We start from the raw sequence: 10,674 nt of genomic DNA, 5'->3' as shown, positions 1-10,674 counted from the left end.
GTTCATGAAGGGCGAGCGCGCCGAAAGCTCGGCCACCAGCGATGTGGTCAAGCGCATCGCCATCGCCTTCCCCGCCGTGCGCTTCACGCTGGCCGGCTCGGACCGCTCGACACTGGAATTGCCGGCGGCGGACGACAGCGCGGAAGGCAGCCTGCGTCGTGTCGCCCAGGTGATGGGCACCGATTTTCCCGACAATTCGATTGCCCTCGACGCGATGCGCGATGGCGTGCATCTGACCGGCCACGCGTCGATCCCGTCCTTCACCCGCGCCAACGCGCTGCAGCAATATGCCTATGTGAACGGCCGCCCGGTGCGCGACAAGCTGATCGCCGGCGCCATACGCGGCGCCTATGCCGACGTCCTGCCGCGCGACCGCCATGCGGTGACGGTGCTGTTCCTGACGCTCGATCCGGCCATCGTCGACGTCAACGTCCATCCAGCCAAGGCCGATGTGCGCTTCCGCGATCCCGGCCTTGTGCGCGGATTGATCGTCGGGGCCATCCGACAGGCACTGGCCGATGCCGGCGTCCGCGCCGCCACCACGGGTGCCGCCGGCATGATGGCGGCGTTCCGGCCAGGGGCCGCATCCTACGGCCACGGCGGACCGGCAAACGGCCACCGCAGCTACGACGCGGCCTACCGCGCGTCGGGTCCGTCCGGCTTCGATCCTGCCCGATCGCCGCAGCGGCCGCTCGATATGGGTTTCGATGGTGCGGGCTTCGAGCAGCGCGGCTTGCGAGAAAGCGAGCAAGCGGCTTTCGATGCCGGTCCGCTTGCCAGCGCCGATGCACGCGCAGGGCAGGATGAAGCGGCCGAGACGTTGCTCGGCGCGGTGCTGGGCGCGGCGCGCGCCCAGGTGCATGAGAACTACATCGTCGCCCAGACCAGGGATTCGCTCATCATCGTCGACCAGCATGCGGCGCATGAACGGCTGGTCTACGAGGCGCTGAAGAATGCGCTGCATTCGCGCCCGGTGCCCTCGCAGATGCTACTTCTGCCCGAAATCATCGACCTGCCGGAAGAGGATGCCGAGCGGCTTGCGCTGCATTCGGAAACGCTGGCCCGCTTCGGTCTCGGCATCGAGCGCTTTGGCCCCGGCGCTGTCGCGGTGCGCGAGACGCCGTCGATGCTGGGCGAGGCCAATGTCCAGCAATTGGTGCGCGACCTCGCCGACGAGATCGCCGACAACGACACGGTCGACACGCTGAAGGAGCGGCTGGACAAGATAGCCGCGACCATGGCGTGCCACGGCTCTGTGCGCTCCGGCCGCCTGCTCAAGGCCGAGGAGATGAACGCGCTGCTGCGGCAGATGGAGGCGACGCCCGGCTCCGGCACCTGCAACCACGGCCGCCCCACTTATATCGAACTCAAGCTAGCGGATATCGAACGGCTTTTCGGACGGCGATAGCTGCGGACGGATTGCGGGCCTATCGCTTCGCCGCTCGAGGTCGGCAGGTCAGGAGGCCGGCCGACAATGTGGTCGCCCGCGATTTTCGCCCAGCGGCCTGAGTAGCGCGATCGCAGCCGCCGCCAGCAGGAGGATCGCACCGGTGATTTCAGCCCAGCCGACCGCCTCGCCGAAGAGCCAGGCTCCTGCCGCCAAAGCGGTCAGCAAATAGCGTGCAGCCGCCAGCAGGAGCGGAGGCGCGTCATTGAGACCGAGCTTGATCGCGGCCCAGGTCAGCACCCAGATCAGCGACATCACCGCGAAGAAGAAGAGGTTGCGAACCACCGATGGGCGCTCAGCGCAGTCCCCGACGATCGACAAGTATCCGATGGATTTCGATCCGCTCCGGCAGCTCGATCAGGAACTCGGCATCGCGGTCCAGATGATGGACTTTGGTCGGTTCGCCTTTGGTAAAGGCGGTCATCGCTTGCATGTCGGCCCAATAGGAGATGGTTGTGAACCACGTCTCGGCATCACGGTCCTCGCGCAGCAATTGGACGCCAAGCGCCGTCTTCTCGAGGGGCGGAATACCCTCGGCACGCAGGTATGGCTCATAGGCGTCGGCGATGTCGCGGCGGGTGCGACCGCGCCAGATGCGCGCGATGGTCGGTGTGGTCGGCATGAGGTTCTCCTTCAGTCAGGCGGACAGCAAACTGGGCATAGCGGACGCCGGCTGTGATCAGCCGTGAACACGAGCCAGGAAATCGCGGACCAGCGCCAGCGCGTCGTCGAAATGTGTCTCGAGCAGCCAATGACCCGCCCCTTCGATCAGATGCAGTTCCGCATCGGGCAGATCGCGATGATAGGCCCTTGCCGACGCCGCGGGCATATAGCCATCCTCTGGCCCCCAAACGATCAACGTGGGCGGATGGTGTTCACGCAAATAAGCCTGGTAGCGCGGAAACCAGGTGAGATTGGCTTCCAGCTTCTCCATCAGACCGACGGCGATCTGCCGACGAACCGGCGTGTTCATCAGTGGCCAGTGAAGATTCCAGAGATCGGGCGGCACGCGCATGGCGACGTCGTCAGCCACTTCCCCGATGAACTCGGCCCGAAACCCATCCTCACTTACCGCGGCCTCGAGCGGACGGTGCTTGCCGGGCGTCTTGTCGGTCCACCAGGCCTTGATCGTGGCGTATTTGGGTCCAAGCACATCCTCGTAGATGTCGCCGTTCTGGATGATCAGGGCGCTGATCCGCTCCGGGTGTGAGATCGCATGCCGGAGTCCTATCTGCGAGCCATAATCATGCAGCCACAAGGCGTAGCGTTGGAGACCGAATTTATCGGCAAGCTTGGAAAGCACGTCGCAATAGGCGTCGAAATCATAGCCGAAGGTGGCCGGATCGGGTGTGCCGCTGTATCCGAAGCCAGGCCAGTCGAATGCAATCGTCCGCCAGCGGTCGGCGAGCGCCGGCATCAGTCGGCGGAATTGGAACGAAGAGCAGGGATAGCCGTGCGGCAAGAGCAAGACAGGTGCTTCTAACGGCCCTGCCTCGCGATAAAAAATGGATAGATCATCCAGTTGCATGCGTCGGTGCGTCGTTGCACCCGGCATTCGGACCTCCGTCGAACAAACCTCGGCTAAACGCGTTTGATCGAGGGATCGTTCCGAATGGGGGAAGCGGACGGTCGGCAATATTCATCTCTTCAAATTCACCACGATGACACCGCCCAGCGCCAGCGCGCCGCCGATTATGCCGAGCAGAGTGGGAACTTCGCCCAGCCAGAAGAAGCCGATCAGCGCGGACATCGGCGAGACCAGATAGAGGAAGTTGGAGGCACGTGCCGCCGGCAGACGCGACAGCGCGGTCGCCCAGGCGGCATAGGCGATGAGGCTGGGCACGATGCCGAGAAAGATGACGGCGCCGAGGCCTGCTGTGTCGGCGACCGCCGCCTGCGAAAAGGCCGACGGCAGGAAGGGGGCCAGGCACAGTGCGCCGAGCACCATGTTCGAAGCCGAAATGGTCAATGGATGATGGCGGGCAAACAGCGGCTTCTGGACGATGGTGTTGACGGCCGAGCACAAGGCCGAACCAAGCACCAACAGAGCACCGGTGTTGAACGACAGGCCATGCCCATCGGCCATGGCGATGATGCCTATGCCGGCGAAGGAAATCACCGTACCGATCCAGGCCACGCCTGAGAAGCGCTCGCCCAGCAATGCCATCGCCATGATGGCGGTGAAGATCGGGCTGACATTGATGATGAAGCCGGCGGCACCGGCCGAGACGGTCAGTTCGCCGAAATTGAGCATGACGGTGTAGAGCGCGACGAAGATGGCGCCGCCAAAGACCAGGCGCCACGCTTCGTCGAGCCTTGGCAGCGCCGGGCGCTTGACGGCCAGGAAGATCGCCGCCGGCACAGCGGCGATGGCAAAGCGCAACGCACCCAGTTCCAGTGGGCCGAAGGCGGCGAGACCGGCTCGGATAGCGGGAAAGGCGGAGGCCCAGCCGACCACCGTCAGCGCCACAGCGATGGCTGCCGTGGTGTCCATTCGCTGTGTCGAATTCAACGTGCCCGTTATCTCGCTCATCTCACCGCCCTCGTATTTCTTCGGTCCTGAAAGGCAGAAAACGCCTTTTCACCCCGGTTGACAAACGACGAAATCGAGGATCACCTGTGACTATGGATCACAGCTCGGACACAATGGTGCCGCTCGAAACGCTGCGCGCCTTCGATGCGGCGGCGCGGACAGGCAGCTTTTCAGCGGCCGCCGAAAAGCTCAATATCACCCATGGCGCCGTCAGCCGGCAGATCGCCAAGCTCGAGGACTGGCTGGGATTGAAAGTCTTCGACCGTGGTGCGCGCGGCGTCTCGCTGACGATCGAAGGCAACAGGCTGCATCTGCGCACGGCGGAAGCCTTTGCGCTGATATCGACCCATTCCGACCGCTGGGTCGAGCCGCGTGGCACGGCGGTGGTGCGGCTGACCTCGATTCCCTCGGTCAGCGGACTGTGGCTGATGCCGCGCATGGCGGCTCTGGAAAACAATCCCTCGAAGCTGCGCATCGTGCTCGATGTCGACATCCGCCAGGCCGACCTTGCCGATGAAGGCATCGACCTCTCGATCCGTTGTGGACGCGGCGGCATTCCGGGCCGCATCTCGGTGCAACTTTTCGAGGAACATGTCTTCCCTGTCGCGTCACCCGAGCTTGCCCGCGAGATCGGCCGGGGCGACCCTGCCCGGCTGCTCAAATATCCGCTGATCAACGATTCCGACGCGTCGGCCTGGCGCGCCTGGTTTGCCGCGCAAGGCATGGATTACCGCCCGCGCCCGCAGGACCGCCGCTTCGAGGACTACAATCTGGTGCTCGACGCCGCCGCCTATGGGCTGGGCATCGCGCTGGCCCGCCCGCCGCTGACCGGACATCAATTACAATCGGGCCGCATCACTCCCGTCGATGAGCGCACAGCCCTCAACCCGGTATCCTACTGGCTCGACCGGCCGATGGGGCGGCCGCGTGCCGCCGCCGCCGACCTCGCCCGCCGCATCGCGGCAGAGGCCGGGCTGGCCCAGGACAAGATCGAGGCGTTTATCGAAGCCGAGCGATAGGCCTTCCGGACCTATATGGAAAACCGGCCGATTCGAAGCTCAGCGAAGCAACAACAAAACGAACCCAAGGATCACCGCTCCCAGCAAACCGGCCATTATCGAAACAAAGCCAATTTTCACCAGCAACTGCTCAGGGTGCGGCACCGCACCATGGGATTGATTGGCCGGCCTGTGCCTGCCCGCCGGCGTACCCAGGGCGGCAGCGTTGCGCGGGACTGGAGCCTGCGGCGGGATAAGCGACAGCAATGACAGCCCCGCAACCCTGGCGGAGGCATTGTCATTGGCGGTTGTCGAAGGCGGCAAGAAGGCTCGCAGCGTTTCGGCTTCGGGTTTTGCCTTTCTCGCCACGACTGTTGCCAACGCCGCCTCTTCGCCCGTCTCAAGCTGGGCAAGATAGGCATCGACGATGCCGGCGGATGCGATCTGCTGCGATTTGACGGCCATCGGCGCCGCCGGCAAAATCAACAGCGCCGGCGCTGTCTGCTGCGCGAGCAGAGACGGCGCCGGCGGTTGGACCAGCGCCTTGACCAGTGCCGTCATCACTGGATCAGCCTGCCCCGAGGGCACGGCTTGCGGCGTCATCACTTCCCTAAGCAGGGCGGGAAGACGAGTGGAGGAAACGTCCATTGCGGCCCACCAACTACATTTTTCCGCTTCACAATAAGCGTTCAGCATTGTCTCAGGCTTGTCTCATGCTTGACCTCGCCGGGAATTTATGGCGATGAAATTCTCATGAACCCTGGCGTCCCCGCATGATGAACCGTTTCGAAGGCCCCGGCGGCAAGGAAGCCCGCATCCGCTACCTGGATGGCGACTTCCAGGTTACCAGCCCCGGCGCGTTCGTGCGCTGCGCGGTGACAGGCGAAAGCATTCCGCTCGACGAGTTGAAGTACTGGAGCGTCGCAAGGCAAGAGCCCTATATCAGCGCCACCGCCTCGCTGCGCCGTGAAATCGAGATGCATCCGGAGCTGCGTAAGCGCAGTTAACCCTTCAGCTTGCGCTGGCGCCAGGCATCGAGCGTCTCGTCGATGATGCGCTCGGGAACGTGATCGAGTTCGAAGACCGTGTCGATCTCCAGCACCTCGAGCCGGTCGAGAAAGTCCTGTGACGCGCCGTGGCGCAGCCGGGCGGCGTCCTTGGCGGTGGTGATGAGCACCAGCCCCTCAGTGCGTGCGGTCGCCGCCAGCTCGGCAAGTTCGTCCTCCGCATAGAAATGATGGTCCGGAAACGGCCGCGTCAATGCCAGTTCGCCGCCGGCCTCGCGCACCGTGTCGAAGAATTTCTCGGGATGGCCGATACCGGCGAAGGCGAGGAACCGCTTGCCGGCAAGCCCTGCCTTGCCGCTTGGCTCTGTATGGGCCTCGAAGATCGCCCGGCCGGCGCGTGCCGCCTGGCGGACCACGCTGTCGGCGGCAGTGCCCTCGCCCATTTTCAACAACCCGCTGGTGAAAACCAGCTGGTCGACGATTTTGGCCCTGAGCGGCCCCCCCGGAATGACGCGGCCGTTGCCGATCCCGTAGCGCGCATCGACCACGACCAGCGCATAGTCGATGTGGATGCGGGCGCTCTGGAAGCCATCGTCCATGATCAGGAAATCGCAGCCATTCCGTTCCAGCAGCAGCCGGGCGCCGGCGGCGCGGTTCGGCGTCACCGCCACCGGCGCGTGTTCGGCGAGCAGCAGCGGTTCGTCGCCGACATGCCGGGCGCTGTCGTGGTCGATATCGACCACGTGCGGCTCGGCGAAGGAGCCGCCATGGCCGCGCGACAGGAAGCCTGGTTTGAGATGCATGCGCTTGGCCTGCTTGGCGAGCGCGATGGCCACCGGTGTCTTGCCGGTGCCGCCAACCGTGAAATTGCCGATGCACAGAACAGGTGCTTCGATCTTCTCACGCTTGGCCCGCCGCATGCCGCGGCCGGCGGCAGCCGCATAGATGGCCGACAGCGGCGACAGTGCCAGGACCCGCCAGTCCGGCTCTTCCCACCAGAATGGTGGTGCTTCCGAGGCCACGCTAGCGCCCGTTCGCGCCCTTCAGGCGCGACTTGACGACCAGCGGCTGGATGTAGGGCTCAAGCGATTTCAGCGTACGCGCCAGCGCACCGCGCATCTCGTCGACGGTCGCAATGCCTGCCGCCATCATCTCGTGGCGCGCCACTTCGTTGGTCAGGAGGAAATTGACGGCGCCGGCCAGCATGTCGCGATCGCGCACCAGCTTGGCGCCGCCGCTGTCGAGGAGACGCTGGTAGGCCTCCCGAAAATTCTGCACATTGCGCCCGGCGAGAACCGCCGTGTCGAGCATGGCCGGCTCCAGCGGGTTCTGGCCACCCTCGGAGGTCAGCGAGCGGCCGACGAAGGCTATTTCCGTCAGCCGGAGATAGAGCCCCATCTCGCCGATCGTGTCGCCAAGCAATATGTCGGTGTCGGCCGTGATCCTGTCGCCCTTGCTGCGCCGCGCGACCTTCAGGCCCATGCCGGAAATCTGCGCCGCAAGCGCCTCGGCGCGATCGGGATGACGCGGAACGACGATGGTCAGAAGACCATGGTGGCGCTTGTGCAGCGTCGCGTGGACTTCAGCCGCGACCACTTCCTCGCCGTCATGGGTCGAGATCGCCGCCCAGGTCGGGCGCGTGCCTATCTGCCGCCGCAGTGTCGCCAGCGCCCGTTCGTCGACCGGAGGCGGCGACGTGTCCACCTTGAGGTTGCCCGACACCGTCACCGGCCGCGCGCCGAGCGCGAGAAACCGCTCGCCATCGACATCCGACTGCGCCACGACGTGAGCCAGGTTCTCGAACAGCGCCTCGGCGATGTTGGCGCGTTTCTTCCACGATTTGAACGAGCGGTCGGACAGCCTGCCATTGACCAGCACCTGCGGCACGCGTCGCGCGCCAAGCTCGAGGATGGTCATCGGCCAGATCTCGGATTCGGCGATGATTGCCAGATCCGGCTGTCAGTGATCGAGGAACCGGCTGACCGCCGGCTTGAGGTCGAGCGGTACATATTGATGGATGATGCGGTCACCGAGCCGCTCGTCGGCGACCTGCGCAGAGGTCACCGTGCCGGTCGTCAGCACGATGTTGACGCCATAGTCGAGAATGCTTTCGACCAGCGGCACGACGGCTATGGTCTCGCCGACGCTCGCGGCATGGATCCAGATCACCGGCCCGTCGGGGCGCGCGCGGCCGGCGACGCCATAGCGCTCGCGGCGGCGGTAGCGGTCTTCCTTGCCGCGCGAGGTGCGCCAGGCAACGTAGGGCCCGACCAGCGGATAGGCTGCCGCACCCGCGAATCGGTAAGCCGACAGCATGGCCCGTGCCCAGCGGCCGCTCATCGCGGAGCATCCACGAGACGGTAAGCCTCGGCGGTCGCGGCATTGAGCGCTGTCGTCACTTCCTGGCGCTTGCGCTCCATTTCGGCGTCATCGGCGCCGGCCGCCACGAAGATCGGCTGGCCAATGACGATCGACGAACGGCCGAACGGCAGGTTAATGGTGGTCTTGTCCCAGCTCTTCTCCAGCACCTTGCGGCGGCTGGTGGTGATGGCGACGGGCACAAGCGGCCGGCCCGAGAGGCGAGCCAGGAGAACGATACCAAGTCCTGCGTCTCGCGGCGTGCCGTGCGGAATATCTGCGATCATGGCGACGTTCTTGCCGACGGCGAGCGACTTTTTCAGGGCGATAAGCGCTTTCGCTCCACCCTTGTCGAGGTGCCTGGCATTTTCCCGCCCGCCCGAGCCGCGCACAGCCTCGATGCCGAATTTTTCCAGCATCAAGGCGTTGAGCTCGGCATCGGCGCTGCGCGAAACCATGGCGACCAGCGGCTTGCGCTTGGGATAATAGGCAGGCGTCAGCAGATGCTGGCCGTGCCACAAGGCGATGATGCCAGGCTCGAACTCGGTATAGGCACCGCCCGAAAACCGTGCCGATCCCTCGACGACGCGATTGGTGAGGCGCACGAAGCGGACGAACTGGGCGAACAGGCTGGCGATGGCGTTCTTGACGAATCGCGACTGCGCAAGCGGTTGGCGAATCTTGCGCCAGAAGGCCTTGGTCGTGCGGCTGCGTCCCCTGCCCGTGGGCGCGGCATCGCTTGCTGGCCCTTTCGCCAGGTCATGCTCCATCGAAGTCAACCGGCAGCCTTGTTGTCGGGGTCCAGCAGCCGGTGCAGATGAACGACGAAGTAACGCATGTGAGCGTTGTCCACGCTGGCTTGCGCCTTGGCTTTCCACGCCGTGTGCGCGGATTGATAGTCGGGATAGATGCCGACGATGTCGAGCCCGTCGAGATCGCGGAATTCGGTGCCGCCAAGCTTCTTCAGTTCGCCACCGAACACCAGATGCAAAAGCTGTTTCTTTCCGTCTTCCGCGGCCATGTCGGTCCTTCACATATCGTGAGTTTGTCACAGGTCTAGACCAAAGCCGCCGACTTTGGAACCTTTAGGGCGAGATGAATTCATCTCGCCGGGGAAAACGCTTTCACGTGTCCAGACCGGCGATGACGCCGGCGAGCACGGCCAGCAATTCACCGCTGCCGGCAGCAAGGGCGCCGTGACGAGTCACCTCGCCGGCATAAAGTGGAGCGCGGCCATGCTGGTCGAGCAGCTGGCCGCCGGCCTCGCGCAGGATGAGGTCGGCCGCCGCAATGTCCCAGTCATGCGCGTTCGGCTTGACGAAAGTGGCGTCCAGCGCGCCATTGGCGATCATGGCCAGCCGATAGGCGAGCGAAGGGCTGTAAGGCGCCCGCTTCAGCCGCGCCTGCCATTCGGCAGGCATCAGGTCGGTCAACTGCTTCAGCCCGGAAATCTCGGCCGTTTCCGCCAGCTTGCGAACCGCAATGCGCTTGCCGTTGCGGAAAGCACCCTGGCCGGGCAGCGCCCAATAGGTCTCCTCCATCGCCGGGCATTCCAGCACGCCGGCCAGCGTGCGGCCATGCTCGACGACGGCGACGCTGACGCACCAGGTGCGCTGGCCTTCCAGGAAACCGCGCGTGCCGTCGATCGGGTCGACGACGAAGGTGCGGCGTGCCGAAAGCCGGACCGGATCGTCAACTGTCTCTTCCGACAGCCAGCCATAATCCGGCCGCGCCGCCAGCAATGTTTCGCGCAGATAGGCGTCGGCCGCGTGGTCGGCCTCGCTGACCGGTGATGTGCCGCCCTTCATCCAGACTTGCGGGCTGTTGCCGAAGTAGCGCATGGCGATCACCCCCGCCTCGCGGGCGGCATCGCGCAGCAGCGGCAAGTCTTCGGTGGCTCCGGCAGTGGTCAGGTCATGCTCCGGCAAGGGTCATGCCTTCGATCAGGAGCGTCGGCGCCGCGGTGCCGAAATTGCGGTCGAGGTCATCGGCCGGCACCATGTTGAGGAACATCGTCTTCAGGTTCGAGGCGATGGTGACCTCGGCGACGGGATAGGCCAGTTCGCCATTCTCGATCCAGAAACCGGAAGCGCCGCGGCTGTATTCGCCGGTGACCATGTCGACGCCCTGGCCGAACACCTCGGTGACGTAGAAGCCGGTCTTGAGCGATTTGATCAGCTCTTCCGGCGACCGCTCGCCGGGTTCGATGGCGAGATTGGTGGAGGATGGCGTAACGGAGGAGCCGCTGCGTGCGCCGCGGCCGTTGGTGACGAGGCCCAGCTCCCTTGCAGCCGAGGTCGACAGGAACCAGTGGTTGAGCACGCCCTTCTC

At 64.8% G+C, this 10,674-nt stretch carries 13 protein-coding genes and 1 pseudogene; 3 read left to right on the top strand and 11 right to left on the bottom strand.

Translation table 11 applies throughout. The features are described 5' to 3' along the window. On the top strand, window positions 1–1,408 hold a 1,408-nt coding region (gene mutL / locus ENZ75_RS08520), incomplete at its 5' end, for a DNA mismatch repair endonuclease MutL (RefSeq protein ID WP_164887764.1). Between the two features lie 48 nt (window positions 1,409–1,456). On the opposite strand, the gene ENZ75_RS08515 is transcribed toward mutL, so the two are convergent. From ENZ75_RS08515 to ENZ75_RS08500, 4 genes are all read right to left on the bottom strand, one after another. Further along, a complete protein-coding gene (locus tag ENZ75_RS08515) occupies window positions 1,457–1,732 on the bottom strand; it encodes a hypothetical protein (protein WP_063167729.1) in 276 nt (91 codons plus the stop codon). Between the two features lie 10 nt (window positions 1,733–1,742). Then, entirely contained in the window at window positions 1,743–2,069 is a 327-nt protein-coding gene (locus ENZ75_RS08510) for a hypothetical protein (protein ID WP_024504825.1), read from the bottom strand. 57 nt (window positions 2,070–2,126) lie between these two features. Continuing rightward, entirely contained in the window at window positions 2,127–3,002 is an 876-nt protein-coding gene (locus ENZ75_RS08505; protein WP_063167728.1) for an alpha/beta hydrolase, read from the bottom strand. An 84-nt stretch (window positions 3,003–3,086) separates the two neighbouring features. Beyond that, on the bottom strand, window positions 3,087–3,980 hold the full coding sequence (locus ENZ75_RS08500) for a DMT family transporter (protein WP_013532338.1): 894 nt from the start codon (window positions 3,978–3,980) through the stop codon (window positions 3,087–3,089). Window positions 3,981–4,072: 92 nt separating this feature from the next. Between ENZ75_RS08500 and ENZ75_RS08495 the strand changes: the two genes are divergently transcribed. After that, complete coding sequence (locus ENZ75_RS08495) at window positions 4,073–4,999, top strand: LysR family transcriptional regulator (protein ID WP_013532339.1); 927 nt, start codon at window positions 4,073–4,075, stop codon at window positions 4,997–4,999. A gap of 39 nt (window positions 5,000–5,038) precedes the next feature. Here ENZ75_RS08495 and ENZ75_RS08490 read toward each other — a convergent pair whose 3' ends face one another. Then, window positions 5,039–5,674 (bottom strand): hypothetical protein, encoded by a 636-nt coding sequence (locus ENZ75_RS08490; RefSeq protein WP_244514290.1) that lies wholly within the window; start codon window positions 5,672–5,674, stop codon window positions 5,039–5,041. A gap of 77 nt (window positions 5,675–5,751) precedes the next feature. Between ENZ75_RS08490 and ENZ75_RS08485 the strand changes: the two genes are divergently transcribed. Next, complete coding sequence (locus tag ENZ75_RS08485; protein ID WP_013532341.1) at window positions 5,752–5,985, top strand: DUF2093 domain-containing protein; 234 nt, start codon at window positions 5,752–5,754, stop codon at window positions 5,983–5,985. Here the strand turns inward: ENZ75_RS08485 and lpxK are convergent. From lpxK to ENZ75_RS08455, 6 genes and pseudogenes are all read right to left on the bottom strand, one after another. After that, on the bottom strand, window positions 5,982–7,007 hold the full coding sequence (lpxK, locus tag ENZ75_RS08480; protein ID WP_013532342.1) for a tetraacyldisaccharide 4'-kinase: 1,026 nt from the start codon (window positions 7,005–7,007) through the stop codon (window positions 5,982–5,984). The two genes, ENZ75_RS08485 and lpxK, sit on opposite strands and share 4 nt — an antisense overlap. Before the next feature lies 1 nt (window position 7,008). Then, a pseudogene (waaA, locus tag ENZ75_RS08475) lies at window positions 7,009–8,325 on the bottom strand (lipid IV(A) 3-deoxy-D-manno-octulosonic acid transferase). Then, window positions 8,322–9,113, bottom strand: a complete 792-nt coding sequence (locus tag ENZ75_RS08470) for a lysophospholipid acyltransferase family protein (RefSeq protein ID WP_013532344.1) — start codon at window positions 9,111–9,113, stop codon at window positions 8,322–8,324. Before ENZ75_RS08470 ends, waaA begins: the two are co-directional and overlap by 4 nt. A gap of 5 nt (window positions 9,114–9,118) precedes the next feature. After that, the gene (locus tag ENZ75_RS08465) at window positions 9,119–9,364 is read right to left on the bottom strand and encodes a DUF4170 domain-containing protein (protein ID WP_013532345.1); all 246 of its coding nucleotides are present in this window, start codon (window positions 9,362–9,364) and stop codon (window positions 9,119–9,121) included. A gap of 103 nt (window positions 9,365–9,467) precedes the next feature. Next, entirely contained in the window at window positions 9,468–10,271 is an 804-nt protein-coding gene (locus tag ENZ75_RS08460; RefSeq protein ID WP_013532346.1) for a 3'(2'),5'-bisphosphate nucleotidase CysQ, read from the bottom strand. Beyond that, window positions 10,258–10,674 (bottom strand): metallopeptidase TldD-related protein (locus ENZ75_RS08455; RefSeq protein ID WP_245481138.1); only part of this gene is annotated, 417 nt, incomplete at its 5' end. The genes ENZ75_RS08455 and ENZ75_RS08460, both read right to left, overlap by 14 nt.

It is taken from the genome of Mesorhizobium sp. M7A.F.Ca.CA.002.04.1.1 (genome assembly GCF_004022805.1).
Classification (GTDB): domain Bacteria; phylum Pseudomonadota; class Alphaproteobacteria; order Rhizobiales; family Rhizobiaceae; genus Mesorhizobium; species Mesorhizobium ciceri.
Note: the sequence above shows the minus strand (reverse complement) of the source record. Positions and strands in the feature narration are given on the sequence as shown.

What these genes read in the sequence shown, in the direction of transcription:
- ENZ75_RS08510 (WP_024504825.1), bottom strand. Translation starts at nt 2,069, where the DNA reads ATGCCGACCACACCGACCATCGCGCGCATCTGGCGCGGTCGCACCCGC.
- ENZ75_RS08505 (WP_063167728.1), bottom strand. Translation starts at nt 3,002, where the DNA reads ATGCCGGGTGCAACGACGCACCGACGCATGCAACTGGATGATCTATCC.
- ENZ75_RS08500 (WP_013532338.1), bottom strand. Translation starts at nt 3,980, where the DNA reads ATGAGCGAGATAACGGGCACGTTGAATTCGACACAGCGAATGGACACC.
- ENZ75_RS08495 (WP_013532339.1), top strand. Translation starts at nt 4,073, where the DNA reads ATGGATCACAGCTCGGACACAATGGTGCCGCTCGAAACGCTGCGCGCC.
- ENZ75_RS08490 (WP_244514290.1), bottom strand. Translation starts at nt 5,674, where the DNA reads ATGCTGAACGCTTATTGTGAAGCGGAAAAATGTAGTTGGTGGGCCGCA.
- ENZ75_RS08485 (WP_013532341.1), top strand. Translation starts at nt 5,752, where the DNA reads ATGATGAACCGTTTCGAAGGCCCCGGCGGCAAGGAAGCCCGCATCCGC.
- ENZ75_RS08470 (WP_013532344.1), bottom strand. Translation starts at nt 9,113, where the DNA reads ATGGAGCATGACCTGGCGAAAGGGCCAGCAAGCGATGCCGCGCCCACG.
- ENZ75_RS08465 (WP_013532345.1), bottom strand. Translation starts at nt 9,364, where the DNA reads ATGGCCGCGGAAGACGGAAAGAAACAGCTTTTGCATCTGGTGTTCGGT.